The sequence below is a fragment of the Desulfosoma sp. genome (assembly GCA_037481875.1).
GTDB lineage: Bacteria > Desulfobacterota > Syntrophobacteria > Syntrophobacterales > DSM-9756 > Desulfosoma.
The window spans coordinates 75180-89707 of sequence record JBBFKY010000002.1 but is presented as its reverse complement, the minus strand read 5'-3'; the positions used below and the strand labels follow the sequence as shown (position 1 = coordinate 89707).

Annotated in this window: 13 protein-coding genes; 4 read left to right on the top strand and 9 right to left on the bottom strand. The window is 54.0% G+C overall.

Annotation, left to right across the window (positions count from 1 at the left end):
• Positions 1-66: 66 nt before the first annotated feature.
• From WHS46_03285 to rplM, 5 genes are all read right to left on the bottom strand, one after another.
• Positions 67-1269: a pyridoxal phosphate-dependent aminotransferase gene (locus WHS46_03285; GenBank protein ID MEJ5347696.1), complete on the bottom strand. Its 1203-nt coding sequence runs from the start codon at positions 1267-1269 to the stop codon at positions 67-69.
• Complete coding sequence (truA, locus tag WHS46_03280) at positions 1266-2138, bottom strand: tRNA pseudouridine(38-40) synthase TruA (GenBank protein MEJ5347695.1); 873 nt, start codon at positions 2136-2138, stop codon at positions 1266-1268. Before truA ends, WHS46_03285 begins: the two co-directional genes overlap by 4 nt.
• Positions 2126-3163 (bottom strand): N-acetyl-gamma-glutamyl-phosphate reductase, encoded by a 1038-nt coding sequence (gene argC / locus WHS46_03275; GenBank protein ID MEJ5347694.1) that lies wholly within the window; start codon positions 3161-3163, stop codon positions 2126-2128. The genes truA and argC overlap by 13 nt, the downstream gene beginning before the upstream one ends.
• Positions 3164-3254: 91 nt before the next feature.
• On the bottom strand, positions 3255-3647 hold the full coding sequence (gene rpsI / locus WHS46_03270) for a 30S ribosomal protein S9 (protein ID MEJ5347693.1): 393 nt from the start codon (positions 3645-3647) through the stop codon (positions 3255-3257).
• A gap of 15 nt (positions 3648-3662) precedes the next feature.
• A complete protein-coding gene (gene rplM / locus WHS46_03265; GenBank protein ID MEJ5347692.1) occupies positions 3663-4103 on the bottom strand; it encodes a 50S ribosomal protein L13 in 441 nt (146 codons plus the stop codon).
• A gap of 514 nt (positions 4104-4617) precedes the next feature.
• Here rplM and aroF point away from each other — a divergent pair.
• From aroF to aroB, 3 genes are all read left to right on the top strand, one after another.
• The gene (gene aroF / locus WHS46_03260) at positions 4618-5691 is read left to right on the top strand and encodes a 3-deoxy-7-phosphoheptulonate synthase (GenBank protein ID MEJ5347691.1); all 1074 of its coding nucleotides are present in this window, start codon (positions 4618-4620) and stop codon (positions 5689-5691) included.
• A gap of 92 nt (positions 5692-5783) precedes the next feature.
• Positions 5784-6764, top strand: coding sequence for a prephenate dehydrogenase/arogenate dehydrogenase family protein (locus tag WHS46_03255; protein ID MEJ5347690.1), 981 nt, complete (start codon positions 5784-5786; stop codon positions 6762-6764).
• Between the two features lie 103 nt (positions 6765-6867).
• Positions 6868-7962 carry a 3-dehydroquinate synthase gene (aroB, locus tag WHS46_03250; protein ID MEJ5347689.1) on the top strand — a complete coding sequence of 365 codons (1095 nt, stop codon included), beginning with the start codon at positions 6868-6870 and terminating at the stop codon, positions 7960-7962.
• 20 nt (positions 7963-7982) lie between these two features.
• Here aroB and fabD read toward each other — a convergent pair whose 3' ends face one another.
• From fabD to WHS46_03230, 4 genes are all read right to left on the bottom strand, one after another.
• On the bottom strand, positions 7983-8906 hold the full coding sequence (gene fabD / locus WHS46_03245) for an ACP S-malonyltransferase (protein MEJ5347688.1): 924 nt from the start codon (positions 8904-8906) through the stop codon (positions 7983-7985).
• Between the two features lie 122 nt (positions 8907-9028).
• A complete protein-coding gene (locus WHS46_03240) occupies positions 9029-10000 on the bottom strand; it encodes a hypothetical protein (protein MEJ5347687.1) in 972 nt (323 codons plus the stop codon).
• A 1216-nt stretch (positions 10001-11216) separates the two neighbouring features.
• Positions 11217-11381 carry a hypothetical protein gene (locus tag WHS46_03235; protein ID MEJ5347686.1) on the bottom strand — a complete coding sequence of 55 codons (165 nt, stop codon included), beginning with the start codon at positions 11379-11381 and terminating at the stop codon, positions 11217-11219.
• A 462-nt stretch (positions 11382-11843) separates the two neighbouring features.
• On the bottom strand, positions 11844-12023 hold the full coding sequence (locus tag WHS46_03230; GenBank protein MEJ5347685.1) for a hypothetical protein: 180 nt from the start codon (positions 12021-12023) through the stop codon (positions 11844-11846).
• Positions 12024-12443: 420 nt separating this feature from the next.
• Between WHS46_03230 and WHS46_03225 the strand changes: the two genes are divergently transcribed.
• Positions 12444-14498, top strand: a complete 2055-nt coding sequence (locus WHS46_03225) for an acetate--CoA ligase family protein (protein ID MEJ5347684.1) — start codon at positions 12444-12446, stop codon at positions 14496-14498.
• The last annotated feature ends 30 nt before the right edge of the window (positions 14499-14528 follow it).

Genomic DNA, 14528 nt, shown 5'->3' with positions numbered 1-14528 from the left:
CTTCACGATTTCACGACATCGCCACTTCTCGACTTCACGACTTTCCGATTTCCCGATTTCACGGCTTCATGATTTCCCGATCTTTCGAAGTGCCTGTTCCAGCCGGTCAAATCCTTCTCGAAGCTCCTCCATCGATAGAGCGAAGGAAAGCCGAATACAGCGATCTTCGCCGAAAGCATCCCCGGGCACCACCGCCAGGTGCACTTCTTCCATGAGATAGTCGGCCATGTCTGCGGAGCCTTGAATGGACCGACCACTCACCGTGCCCCCATAGTAAGCGCTCACGTTGGGAAACACGTAGAAAGCTCCGTCAGGCATGGGGCAGGTCACTCCGGGAATTCGAGAAAGCCGTTCCATGACATACGCCCTTCTTTCAGCAAACACTTGAACCATGTGTCTGCAGGTTTCCTGATCCCCCTCAAGAGCCCCTACAGCCGCCCATTGAGCCACAGATGACGGATTGCTGGTGGACTGGCTTTGAATTTTTCCCGCTGCCTTGATCACTTCCCGGTCCCCCAACAAATAGCCGATGCGCCAGCCCGTCATGGCATAGGTCTTGCTCACTCCGTTGACGACAAAAGTACGTGCCTTAAGCCGCGGCTCCACCATGGCCAGATTGGCCCAGCGAAGGTTGTCAAAGAGAATGCGATAGTAGATGTCATCGGAGACGATGATGACCTGGTCGTGTTCCATGAGAACATCGGCCAGATCCCGCAGTTCCTCGGGCCGATAATGGGTTCCTGTAGGGTTGGACGGGCTGTTGAGAACAAGCATGCGGGTCCGTGGTGTGATGGCTTTTTGCAGCTCTTCGCCCGTCATTTTGAAACCGCGATCCTCTTGAGACGGCACGAACACGGGTTCCGCTCCGGCCAGGCGCACCATGTCAGGGTAGGACACCCAGTAGGGGCTGGGAATGATCACCTCATCACCGGGATCCAGTACGGCCTGAAACAGGTTGTAGAGACAATGTTTTCCGCCGCACGAGACCAGCACTTCATCGGGTTCGTACCTTAGGCCGTAATCGGCTTCAATGGTGCGAATCACGGCATTTTTCAGTTCCGCAATACCCTGGACAGGCGTGTAGCGTGTCTGCCGCCGGAAAATGGCCTGGACGGCCATTTGCCCGATGTGATGGGGTGTGTCGAAATCGGGCTCTCCCACACCGAAACTGATGACCCGTACCCCTTGGCTGCGTAAAGCCTTGGCTTTGGCGTTGATGGCAAGGGTCGCCGACGGTTTGACCTGCTGCACTCGTTGCGAAAGTTTCATGTTTCTTCCCCTCTTAGCGGTGCTGTGTTCTTGTCTCCCCTCCCGTACTCGACGCAGACCAGATAAAGTCCATGGGCTGGCGCCGTCATGCCCGCGCGGCTTCGATCCCGACTCTCAAGGATGGCCTCCAGTTCCTGCGGTGTCATAAGGCCGCGGCCGGCACGAACCAAAGTGCCCACAAGATTGCGAACCATATGCCTTAGAAACCCCGTAGCTTGAAAGCGCAAATAGATGTGATCAGGATCGGGTTTCCATATATGGGCAGCTATCATGGTGCGAACCGTCTGTGTCACCGAGGACCCGGCAGCCATGAAGGCACGAAAATCGTGGGTTCCCAACAAGACGGGAAGGCATTGTTGCATGGCTTCCAGGTTCAAGGGTTTGGGCACATGCCAGGTGTAGAGGCGTTCCAAAGCCGACGGCAGCACTCGGTTGAGAATACGGTACTCATAAGTTTTGCTGACGGCCGAATAGGATGCATGAAAAGAATCGGGCACCTCTTCCACGTGCCGAACCACGATATCCGGCGGTAAAAGACCATTCAGTCCCCGTTGAAAGTCTTGAGGGCTGAGCCGTGTCCTGGCGTAAAAATTGATCACTTGTCCCAAGGCGTGCACCCCCGCATCGGTACGGCCTGAAGCGCGCACCGTCACAGGCCGCCCTAGGATAACTCCCAGTTTGGATTCCACCACTTCCTGAATGGTGAGAACCCCTTTTTGTCGCTGCCAGCCGTGGTAATGGGACCCGTCGTATTCCAGAATGACTTTGAAGTTTCTCTTGACTTGAGGGTCCAACGGCACGGAAACGGCCTTGGGAGCGGGCATGGGTACCGAACATTCGGTGACGAAAGACTCGTTTAGGGTTGCCATGGAGCGGCTTCTAGTCCGCAGTCTTCCGGAAAGCCCAGCATCAGGTTCATGTTGCAAACCGCTTGGCCCGAAGCCCCTCGAGTAAGATTGTCAATCACGGAAACCACGATGATCCGGCCCGTGCGGGAATCCATCTTCCATGCGAGATCACAATAGTTGCTTCCCCGCACCTGCAATGTCGTAGGAAATTGACCGGAGGGGCACAGTCGCACGAAGCGTGCGGACGCATAAAAAGCATGAAAAGCTTCCGCCACATGACGCTCCAGCACCCCTGGTTCCAATTGCGCATAGACGGTGCTTAAAATCCCGCGACTCATGGGCACAAGGTGCGGCGTGAAACTGATACGTACCGGCTTTCCCGCCAAAAGGCTCAGCTCTTGCTCCACTTCAGGGGTATGACGATGTTCGGCTACTTTGTAAGCGCGAAACCCGTCATTGACTTCGCAGTAATGGGTTGTAAGCGCCAGACCTCGGCCCGCGCCGCTCACGCCTGACTTGGAATCAGCGATGATGGTTTCTGCAGCGATGAGCTTTTCCTTAAGAAGGGGCGCACAGGCAAGAATGATGCTTGTGGGATAACATCCCGGGTTGCCCACAAGGCGGGCGGACGCGATTTGCTCTCGGTACAGCTCGGGAAGGCCGTAGACGGCTTCCTGCAGAAGATGTGGGGCACTGTGTTTTTGGTACCAGGTTTCGTAGACGGACGCGTCTCGAAACCGAAAATCGGCGCTTAAATCCACCACCCTCACGCCGCGATCCAACAAGGACGGAACAATTTCCATGGCGGCATGGTGGGGAAGGGCGGTGAAAACCAACCGAGCTTCACGCGTCAGCACTTCCGGGTCTGTATCTTCAAAGCGCAGATCCCCATGGCCGCGCAAGGCGGGATAAACGTCGGCCAGAGTTTCCCCTTGATTCGCTCGGGACGTGACGGTTGTGACGCGCACTCGAGGATGCCCGCTCAAAAGCCGAATCAGCTCAAAGCCCGTATACCCGGACGCACCGGCAATGGACACTGGCACCATGGCCGCCTCCCTGTTGTAACCCCCCAGACAAACTTCAGGGGCCCACACCGTTGGCGAGAGCCCCTGAAAAAGATGCCGTGCTGAAAAAATCTTAGCGTTTGGAGTATTGGAACCGAGCTCGTGCGCCACGTTGCCCGTATTTTTTGCGTTCCTTGACGCGGGAATCGCGCGTGAGAAAGCCGGCTCGCTTCAGGACCTGGCGGAACTCCGGATTGAATTCAATGAGAGCCTTGGAAATGCCGTGTTTGATGGCCCCGGCTTGGCCGCTCAAGCCGCCGCCGCTCACATTGACGTACACGTCCAGCTTTCCAAAAGTGCCCGTGAGCATCAAGGGTTGGTGAATGATCATTTTGCTGGTTTCACGCACAATGTATTCGTCGATAGGCTTGTTGTTGATCACAACGCGACCCGTACCGGGTTTGAGCCATACTCGAGCGACCGCTGATTTGCGCTTTCCTGTTGCATAAAAACTCTGTTCCGCCATGTGACGACTCCTTGACTACTTACGGCTGCCCAGGTTCAGGGCCGTGGGTTGCTGGGCTTCATGAGGATGCTCGGCGCCGGCATAAACTTTCAGCTTTTTGAGAAGCTTGCGGCCGAGGCGATTCTTGGGCAACATGCCTCGAACGGCGAATTCAATGAGCCGTTCAGGATGTTCCTGGTTCAGCTTTTTGGCCGTCGTGACCTTCAAGCCGCCGGGGTATCCCGAATGCCGGTAATACTTTTTCTGCTCCCACTTGCGGCCGGTCAAACGCACCTTTTCGGCGTTGATGACCACCACGAAATCACCCGTGTCCACATGAGGAGAAAAGGTCGGCAGATGCTTGCCTCGAAGCCTCACGGCGATCTCACTGGCCAGTCTGCCCAAAATCTGACCTTCGGCATCCACCACAATCCATTTTCTTCCGTTGGCATCGAACTTGGCACTCGTCGTTTTCATAAAGATATCTCCACTTAAACCACTTCAGGTGTTCGACTCGAAGCATTGTCCTATAGGAAATCCCCCTGACCTTGTCAAGCAAAAGTTCTCCTTCGGGCCCGTCGATCCTTTTCTTTTCATCCTTCGAAAAAAAACGCACATACCTCTTGACAGGCTCAAGAATTGTCCCCTATAAAGCATCACCCTGTCACAAAGATGCAGGGCGTTGAAGCTTCTCAAGAAGGAAAACAGGATGCATCGCAACGGAACGGTTCAGGGCTTTTACTTTTATTACGGGTGGTATCAGGGCCCCTTAGGGGTTGGCCGACCACCGCGCTGAGCCGTCCGAAGCCGCAGGACGCCGGCACCAAGGCCGTGGGCTAACCCCAAAGCCCACGGCCTTTTGAGTTCTTAGGCCGTGGGCACAAGCTCACGGCCTTTGTCGTTTTTGAAGGCTCGGCACGTTTGCGCCGATATTCCAAGAAACGGGAAAGTCCAAGCTTTCCCCCACCAAGTCCGGTAAGGAGGACCCGCCATGATTGTTGTCATGAAACCAGAACACACAGACGAAGATCTTCGCAAACTCATTGCGCGCGTCGAAAAAATGGGGCTGCGCACGCATTTGTCTCGAGGAGAACGACGCACCATTGTGGGAATCATCGGCGAAAGGGATTTGATTCAGGAGATTCCTTTTACGAGCTTTCCCGGTGTGGAAGCGGCCCATCCCATTTTGCAGCCCTACAAGTTGGTAAGTCGAGAATTCAAAGAAGAAAACACCAAAATACGTATCGGCGAACATGTAGAACTGGGAGGACAGGCCATTCCCATCATCGCCGGGCCATGTGCCGTGGAAGGTCGTGAAGTTCTCGATGAAATCGCCGACGCTTTGCATGCCATGGGCATTCCCATGCTGCGAGGAGGCGCTTTTAAGCCGCGCACATCGCCTTACAGCTTTCAAGGTCTCGGGGAACTGGCTCTGAAATTCTTGAGCGATGTGCGAAGCCGTACCGGCATGCCTGTGGTCACCGAGGTCATGGACGCTCGAGAACTTCTCTTGGTCTACAAATATGCGGACGTTTTGCAAATCGGAACACGAAACATGCAAAACTTCAAACTCCTGACGGAAGTGGGCCAGGTGGACAAGCCCGTGATTCTTAAAAGGGGAATGGCAGCGACCATCAAGGAATTTCTCATGTCCGCGGAATATATCGTGAGCCACGGCAATGAGAAGGTGATTCTCTGCGAGCGAGGCATTCGCACCTTTGAAACGGAAACGCGAAACACCTTGGACCTGAGTGCTGTGCCTTTGCTGAAAAAACTGACCCATCTGCCCGTCATTGTGGATCCCAGCCATGCCCTGGGGCGAACGGACCTGATACCCGCCATGGCCTGTGCGGCTGTCGCCGCCGGTGCTGACGGACTCATGTTGGAAGTCCACGTGCGACCGCACGAAGCCAAGAGCGACGGAGCCCAATCCTTGACCCCTGAGGCCATGCAGGAACTCCTGGATCGGCTGGAACCTGTGGCCAACGCTGTGGGACGAACCCTTTTGCGAACCGCAACGGCCCGTTCCAAGGGACAGCCTCATACTCTGCAAGCCACCTCCTGAATCCCCAGTGTGACGCTCACCAAGGGGGTCATGGAGAGCAAAAAAATCTTGCTGGAGCCTCGGTTGACGAAGTGGCATGTTAGGGAGGCAGCATGACGGAAAATCCCTCGGACTTTAAAGGCTGGCCGAAACTTCCCCACATCGGCATCATCGGGGGACTGGGTGCCATGGGTAGGCTTTTTCACCGCTTTTTTACAAACCTTGGCGCGTCGGTCTCCATTTCCGATGTGGGGACCGATCTGAGCAATGAAGACGTCATTGCAAGATCCCACGTGGTCCTTGTAAGCGTCCCTCTGCACAAGGCTTCAAACATTCTGAGCAACCTGGCCCCACACTTTCAGGAAGGACAGCTGGTCCTGGACATCTGTTCCCTCAAGGTGCCACCCAAAAAAGCCATGCAGGGGTGCAGCGCATGGTACGTGGGGCTGCATCCCATGTACGGTCCGTATGTTTCGGACTTTGTAGGCCAAACCATGATCGTGTGTCCGGACCGCGTGACCAGGGAACCATGGAACTGGCTTATGGGCGTCCTCGAGCATGCAGGACTTAAAATACACGTCTGTTCAGCCGAAGACCATGACCGCATGATGACCGTGATCCAGCTTATTCCTCACATGACCACGGTCGTGCTGGGGCACTGTCTAAGAGAAATGGGTATCGACCCCGTTGAAAGCCTTCGCTTCACCAGCCCCATTTATCGTCTGGAACTGGACCTTATCGGCCGACTCTTTGCCCAAGACCCGGCCCTTTATGCCGCCATCGCCATGGAAAACCCGTATAAGAACGAGGCCCTGAATGTTCTGCGCCAGGTGTTTTTTGAAACCATGGACGATGTGGAAAACGATCGCTGGCATGCCTTTTTGCAAGCCTTTGAGCAGACTCGAGCCCATTTCGGAGAGTTTTGTGCACAAGCCTTGCACGAAACCAACCGATTGCTGACCTGGCACCACAATGCCAACAATCATGGAACTCAAGAGGTCTTGTTCACCCATCAGTCCGAAAGCCACACTGCGCCTGATGGGAAGGGCTCTGCGGCGCGTGAGGTTTTACACGGAGAGAAGGTCTATGCCTGACATCATGCCCTCTGGACAAAATCCCTGCTCGAGATGCTTGGAAAGTGAAGGTAGCTTTTTCGAGCACCGAGTGAACACCCATAAGCCGAGCGGTTCCAAAAGCGTGACCGAAACAGAGGAGGCTCTTCAGCCGTTTCATGTAACCTTTAAGCTCCACGGCGCTCGTTCTCTTAGTTTATGGCTTCAACAGCACTTTCCTCAAAGACGCCCCTATCTTTTCATTGACCGGAACGTGGCTTCTTTGTGGGGAGAAGCTCTGGGTGCCGATAACTTCGCCGAAGCCTGGATTCCGTGGGATGCTCGAGAAGACAGGAAACGCCTTGCTACCGTAGAGGATCTGGCCCGAACGGCCTTGGCTCGAGGAGCTGACCGTGAAAGCGTTTTTGTCGCTCTTGGAGGCGGCGTAACGGGGGATGTGATCGGTTTCCTGGCATCCATCTTTATGCGAGGTGTTCCTGTGGCGCAGGTGCCCACGACGCTGCTGGCTCAAGTGGACAGCTGCCTGGGGGGCAAAACCGGCGTAGATCTTGACGAAGGAAAAAATCTTCTGGGCACTTTTCATCAGCCTCAGGGCATTTTGGTGGATTCGGCTTTTCTCGAAACCCTGCCCGAGGAAGAATGGCGAAACGGGATGGCGGAAGTTATCAAATACGCTCTTTTGGAAGACAGCGGGCTTCTGGAGACTTTGGAATCCTTTGCCCAGACAGAAAGCGCTCAAGGCGTTTCCTATCCTCTGCCCCAACAGATGACACAATATCTCGTGTTTCAAAGCCTGAACATCAAGGCGCGTTATGTTTCGGCTGATGAAAGAGACTTCGGGTTGCGCCAGTTCCTGAACCTGGGACACACCACAGGGCATGGCTTGGAAGCTTTGAGCGGCTACACGCTGCCACACGGGTCTGCGGTGGCTCTGGGAATGAAGGTGGCGGTTCAGTTGGGCATCCTTATGGGGGTGACGAACCCGAATCTGGCCCAACGTCTGAATCGAATCCTCAAGGCGTACCAACTGCCGTTGACAACACCCCTCGCTCAAGACCCCGAGGCGCTTCTGCACCACATCCGTCATGACAAGAAAAAGGGTGCCGCCGGGCTTGCCTGGATCGTGCCTCGAGATGTGGGCCGTGTGGAACGACACACGAATGTTTCGGAAACAACCCTTCGCGAGGCACTCCGTGTGATCCAAGAGCCCGAGACTTAGAAAGTCAAGAAGGCTAGGTGTCAGGTTCCGTTGGCTCGAAGAAAAGTAGCCAATGAGGCGGAATCTTCCACGTTATGAATGACCACGTTACGGTCGATGCGGCGCACAAGCCCTCGTAAAACCTTTTTCGGTCCCACTTCCACAAAATGATCGTAGCCGTTGCTCAAAAACCACTCAATGGATTGCTTCCATAAAACGGCGCCGCAGAGTTGTCTTACGAGCTTTTCCGGGGCTTCGTCGGATGTCTGCAGCGGCATGGCATCGATGTTGTTCACCACGGGAATCCTGGGAGGCGCAAAGGAGGTAGCACGCACATGGGGTTCGAACTTTTGACGAGCTGATTCCATGCACCGACTATGCCAAGGACCGCTCACATTGAGCTTGACGCATTTCTTGGCACCTTCCGCGGCACTGGCTTCCAGAGCCTTATCCACGGCGTCCACGGGACCTGTGATAATAAGTTGGTCCGGGCAATTGACATTGGCAATTTCCACATCGTACAGACGACAGATCTCTTGAAGCTTCCCTTCCGGCATATCCATAACAGCCGCCATGGCTCCCGGAGTTTCAAGCGAAGCTTCGTGCATGTATTGGCCACGCCATCGCACCAGGTTCAAGGTATCTTTGAGCGACAAGACGCCGGCAGCATAAAGAGCGCTGTATTCTCCTAGGCTATGACCTGCTGTGGCCGCAGGAAAAATTTCGTGGTGAGCAAGCACGGCAAGACACGCCAAATTAACCACCGTGATAGCCGGTTGCACGTTTTGAGTTTGGGTGAGAACGTCCTCAGGACCTTCGAAGCACAACTTCTTGATGTCCATGCCGAGAATCGCTTCGGCCTGGTCAAAGAGTTCTCGCACCTCGGAATAGTTTTCGTAGAAATCTTTCCCCATGCCCACATACTGCGATCCTTGACCGGGAAACAAGAAAACCCATTTTTTCATGACGCAGGCTCTTTCTCGTGAAGGAAGTTCTTTCTCTCGTGCGCCGCTTTTAGTCAGAAGCCCCTCTTTTGTCAAGCACGCCATGAGAAATTCTCTGGATCCCGAAACAAGGATCGCCTGGCCTAAGGAACGATGTGAAGGATATAATTGCTGCTCCCGGTAAGACCAGGACCCATTGGTGGGCCGGAAACCGTCGCCCCGTCTCTTACAGGGAAATATAAAGTATAGTTGTTACGGCCACCAGGCAGGATGCCCCCACCCCCAGGACTACAGATTAACGGCACGGAGTCAATTTCTTCATCAAAATCTATTCTAAGCATCGCCTGACAATTTTCGTCAAAATAAAGATGTCCACTTAGTTTCACATGTGCATGTGTCGATCCCCAGCAGTACACATCATGAGCGTAAAACACAGTGCTGTTGGTTACAGTTCCTTCACCGGAGATGGTATTATCCTCCCTTAGGACAAAAGGAACCACACCTTCCCAACGAAGCTCTTGATGAAATCCTTCGAAATCAGCAGTGTACAAGTGATCGTAAGTCATGGTAAAAGACCGCCTTCCGTTGTAGACCCCGCATCCGCCCACACTGTCCCGAACCACGAAGTATGTGTGCCACAGATAGTATCGTGTCGAATCACCCGTGGGAGTCGCCATCAGGTAACAGTGATACTGTCCGGGAGGCAAGGCTGAAACCGGAATATCCCCGAACAAGAAGGCGTCCACCGGTTGCTTCACGGACCTTTTCCAGGCGACCAGTTCTGTTTCAAAAACCAGCAGCTGTCCGTCGGGATTCACGAGGTAGAGGTGAAAAGGGTCCAAGGCCGGCGCGATAATCCCAACGTACAGGTCCACGGGCCCGCCAAAAGCGGCAAGGCTGATTCGCAATCGAACGGTAGGGCCTCCTTCGGCGACAGGGCCGACACCAATGGGACGAGCGACCGCCGGATCGGCGGCCACTATGGGATTGGCCGTAGGTACATAAGAAAATCCTTGCTGTCCCTGAGGCAGAGGCATTCCTTGAGCCTGCGCCTTCAACCACAGGGCCATCACCAGAGCGCCTATCATGGCTAATAGTCTGCAATTCCGAGACATGGCTTCCCTCCTCAACGCAAGGTAAGCGGTGGAAAGAAAAAGTTTTTAAAAGTTTCGCACAACCAAAACATCTCTGTCAACGGGACCTCTTTGTATAATCGTCAGATTGACCGGCACCTCGGGACGTCCTCATGAATTCGTCCGAATGACTTCACTCAAGTCTGTCACATATGTGTCGCAGAATACGTCCATTTGTCGATTTTGTTCATCGAACCACATGAAAATAGTTTGCAGGATCACCGAGAATTGAATGCGGTGGTAGAATCATGTAGTCAAATGCTGACCTCTCCCTATGTCCCATGCTAATCTCCTTTTGCTCGGTTCATTCCTAGAGTCAGAAAAAAGGATTCCAAAACGAGAACCATCTACTTCTTTCACCAGCAGGTTGAGTCCTACAAAACTCCCAGGGGTCCCACGCAGAGAACTCTACTCAATTTAGGAAAGCTGGATCTGGAGCCTAAGAACCTTAAAATATTGGCAAAGCCCATTGAAGAAATTCTCGGCGGGCAATGAGGCTTTCCCGCCGATCAGGAGATTGAGCGGTTGGCGCTTCATTTCGCCTCGCTTTTGCGTACGCAACGTTTCGAAACAGGTCAACCTCAGAGCTGTGACCGGGAAGGTACATGGCAGACGCTGCCGCTTGACTCGCTCAAATGCGAGAATGTTCGGACCGTGGGAGCTAAACCTGTAGGAGCCTGGGCTTACAAACAGCTTGAGATGACAGAGACCTTTAGGACATCCGGCTTCAGAGAGACTGACATTGCTCGGGCCAAGGTTTTGATCCTTGGAAAGCTCATCCATCCCGCAAGCAAGCGGGAAACCCACCGAGTGGTTTCACCAAAGAAGCGCCCTCCAGGAGGTGATGGATATCCATGCAAATCACGTCTCTGTTTCCAATTTGTATCACCCCTGCCATCGGCTGGTCCCCCAAAAGAAGACCATTGAAGCGTTTTCGGTGGAACAGGAAACAAGTCTTTTCGGGCTGAAAGAAAAGCTCGTCCTTTGTCATCTGACCCATACGTCCTGTGAAGGCAACCCCTGAGCGGAAGAGGCCCGGCGAGGTGGCTCCAAAGAAAAGCGCTCGGACCGACCTCTTGCCGCCTTGGAAATCGTATTGAATGAGGACGGATTTCCCAAGATGTATGAAGTCTTTCCTGAAAATATCTCGGGACCGGGCACTTTGAAGGCCATAGTGAATGAGATGTTGCTTCATCGTCTACGGCAGCTGTGCCTGCCCGACCAGAAGCCTACGGTGGTCCTTGACGCGGGCATAGCCCCGAAGGCGAATCTGGGCTTCCTTCGCGATAAAGGGTTGGACTACGTGTGCGTGGACCGACGGCGAGGTCAAGAGGTTCCGAAAGGTGATCCACACGTTATTCACGATGGTCCCTCGGGCGTCGTCAAGGCGCTCAGAAGCGGTGATTCTTTCGAGGCTCTTTTGTTTTGCTGGAGCATGGGCAGAGAACACGAGAAAGAGTCCATTGAGAGTAGATTCCAGATGGGTTTTGAGCAGGATCTTCAAAGATTGGCCTATTCCTCCCCAAAAAAAAGAGGAATCAAGTGATACGAGAAGGTTTTGGAACGCATCGCGTATGGCCTTGACGCTCGATGCTACGAGATCGACGTTGAAGAAAAAGACGCCAAGGTGGCAAGGCTTTCTCGGGAACTCAAGGGTGAGCAAGGGCTCCGGAAGAGATTTTCCCGTCGTTACCGAATTCTATCTTCACGAACGGATCTTTCGGGCAAGGAGCATTGCGATCTCTTCAACATGCTGACCCAGGTGGAGGTATCTTTTCGCAGCCTCAAGCACGACCTTTCACTACGGTCGGTCTATCATCGTGTGTCACGCCGGATCCAAGGGCACCTTTTCGTCACCGTCCTCGCCTACCTTCTTCTGTGGGTCATCCAGAGGAAACCGCACGAACGTGGGATTCGCCACCACCTGACCACCATGCAAACGCATCTGAGTGGCCAGGTCCGCGTGACCACCAGCATGGTTAACGATAGGGGTCAGGTTATCCATAGACCACACTTTGGAGCCGGAAGCGCTTCACCTGGCCATGGACAAGGCTCTCGGACTGACGGATCGGCCATGGCAAAGGCTAACCACTATCAAGTGAAAAATTTGTAATGGAGAATGCGAAAGAACATTCCAGTAGAATTCATATTTTACACACAATACTGACAAACTTCGGATAAACACCGTGGAACCATCCCTCGGAACCAATTTCTTTACCGCTGGTCAACCCCCCAGAAAGGACGAACTCCTTTCAAAGAATGCTTTCAAGACGACCGATGGCGGAGGGAAGGGCTTTTCGATTGCGATTCATTGTGGCATGGTGAAGGCCTATCGTGGAATGGGCTGACGGCTCGAAGACCTCGAGGAGGGGCACAGGTGGATGAAAGCTGCAGTGGGGATGGTTCTACGTGAGGAGGGATGTGCATGGAGAGGTTTTTCAATGCAAGGAGTGTCGCCGTCATCGGAGTATCCAGTTCACCGACGAATTTAGGGCGTGCCATTGTTTTCAATCTCTTGGAATTTCAATACCAGGGACTCATTTATCTGGTAGGCCCCAAAGGCGGTGTTTTTGCGGGCCACAAGATTTATCGGTCGGTGGCGGAACTTCCGGAACCTGTCGATTTGGCCGCCGTCCTGGTGCCTGCTCGAGCGGTTCCGGAAGTGGTGCGTCAATGTGGGGAAAAAGGTATTTCAAGAATCATCGTGGAATCTGCAGGGTTTCGCGAGCTGGGGGAGGATCGGCTGGATCTGGAAAAAGAGATTCGGGAGGCTCTTTCACGCTACGGCATGCGGATGATCGGGCCGAACTGCATCGGTATCATTCATCGACAGACCGGGTTGGCGGTGCCTTTTATGCCCATGAGGGCGGAAGCGCCTTTGGGGCGTGTGTCTATCCTTTCGCAAAGCGGCGGTGTGGGAGCCACCATGATCAACCACTGCGCCGCAGAAGGCATTGGTTTTTCCAAGTTTGCGAGCATCGGCAACAAGCTGGATGTCAACGAAAACGATCTCATTAGGTATTACACAAAGGACCCGCACACCGATGTCATCTTCGGCTATCTTGAAGGCATTGCCCAGGGCAGGGAACTCATGGAAATTGCGGCACGGGCCGGCAAGCCTATTGTCATCCATAAATCCAACCGCGGAGGTGCCGGAGCCGTCATTGCACGATCTCATTCCGCATCTCTTTCCACAGATGATGCCGTAACCGATGCCGCCTTTCGTCAATGCGGTATTCTTCGTGTAGCCGATCAAAACGAAGGTCTGACGGCCATCAAGGGCTTTTTGTTACCCAAGATGCGTGGGCGAAGATTGGCGGTGATTTCCCGTTCCGGGGGGCATGCGGTCATGGCGGCCGACGCGGCGGACGAGTTCGGTTTTGAACTGCCGCCGTTTCCTGACGACCTTGTGAAAATGGCTGAAAGTCATGCGCGGGCTGGCGTTATTCAATTCCACAACCCCATGGACTTGGGAGATGTATTTGAGCTAGAGCTTTATGAAAAGCTTGCCCTGGAGACTTTAAATCGTTCCGATATCGACGGCCTTCTTTTCATTCACAATTACCAAGGTATCTTTGATGCGGAAGGATCCCGTCGGCTTGTGGCCAGCCTGGGGCGCCTGATGCGCGACACGGGGAAACCCATTGCCGTGTGCGTTTTTACCATGCATAAGGAACTGGAACACAACCGTAAAACGGCCGGGTATCCTATTTTTACCGATCCTAGAGATGCCGTGCGGGCTTTGGCCTGGAACCGAGATTTTTCCGTCCGCTCCCAGGAGGTCTTTTCAACGCAACGACCCACAGACATCGACATGGAAAGCGCTCAGCGTCTTTTGAACTCCGGCGCCGACGGCCTCATGGCTCCCGACCTCTTAGCGTCGGCTCTAGCCTGTTACGGCATACCTACGGTGCCTTGGGCCATGGCGGACAGCGCCGATAAAGCCGTGAAGGAGGCGACTCGATTGGGTTTTCCCGTCGTCATGAAAACGGCGTCTTTGAACGTGGTGCATAAGACCGACGTGGGTGCCGTGCGTTTGCACCTGAAGGATGAAGCCGACGTTCGTGATGCCTACGCCCATCTTGCCCGTTTCGGCGCTCACGTGATGGTGCAAAAAACGGCCGAACCTGGGATGGAATGGATCGTTGGAGGCCGCCAGGATGAACATTTTGGTCCCGTGATTCTGGTGGGGCTCGGCGGCATTTATGTGGAAGTGCTCAAGGAAACGGCGCTGGGCATCGGTCCTTTGACCAAAGCCTATGCGCGGGCTTTGGTGCGTCAATGTCGTGGAGCGGCGCTCCTCGATGGGGTGCGAGGCCAAAAACCTCTGGATGAAAATGCTCTCGTGGATGTGCTGGTACGTGTGTCTTGGTTTCTGTATGATTTTCCTCGAGTCCGTGAGTTAGACTTAAATCCCGTACGTGTTCATGAAGTGGGGTGTGCGGTTCTGGATTGGCGTGCTGTCATGTCCACGACCTGAGCACTTAATGGAAAAATCCATGGGACAAAG

Bases quoted from the DNA above. Each gene is read 5' to 3' on its own strand.
- WHS46_03285 (MEJ5347696.1), bottom strand. From the start codon at position 1,269: ATGAAACTTTCGCAACGAGTGCAGCAGGTCAAACCGTCGGCGACCCTT.
- truA (MEJ5347695.1), bottom strand. From the start codon at position 2,138: ATGGCAACCCTAAACGAGTCTTTCGTCACCGAATGTTCGGTACCCATG.
- argC (MEJ5347694.1), bottom strand. From the start codon at position 3,163: ATGGTGCCAGTGTCCATTGCCGGTGCGTCCGGGTATACGGGCTTTGAG.
- rpsI (MEJ5347693.1), bottom strand. From the start codon at position 3,647: ATGGCGGAACAGAGTTTTTATGCAACAGGAAAGCGCAAATCAGCGGTC.
- rplM (MEJ5347692.1), bottom strand. From the start codon at position 4,103: ATGAAAACGACGAGTGCCAAGTTCGATGCCAACGGAAGAAAATGGATT.
- aroF (MEJ5347691.1), top strand. From the start codon at position 4,618: ATGATTGTTGTCATGAAACCAGAACACACAGACGAAGATCTTCGCAAA.
- WHS46_03255 (MEJ5347690.1), top strand. From the start codon at position 5,784: ATGACGGAAAATCCCTCGGACTTTAAAGGCTGGCCGAAACTTCCCCAC.
- fabD (MEJ5347688.1), bottom strand. From the start codon at position 8,906: ATGAAAAAATGGGTTTTCTTGTTTCCCGGTCAAGGATCGCAGTATGTG.
- WHS46_03240 (MEJ5347687.1), bottom strand. From the start codon at position 10,000: ATGTCTCGGAATTGCAGACTATTAGCCATGATAGGCGCTCTGGTGATG.
- WHS46_03230 (MEJ5347685.1), bottom strand. From the start codon at position 12,023: ATGGATAACCTGACCCCTATCGTTAACCATGCTGGTGGTCACGCGGAC.
- WHS46_03225 (MEJ5347684.1), top strand. From the start codon at position 12,444: ATGGAGAGGTTTTTCAATGCAAGGAGTGTCGCCGTCATCGGAGTATCC.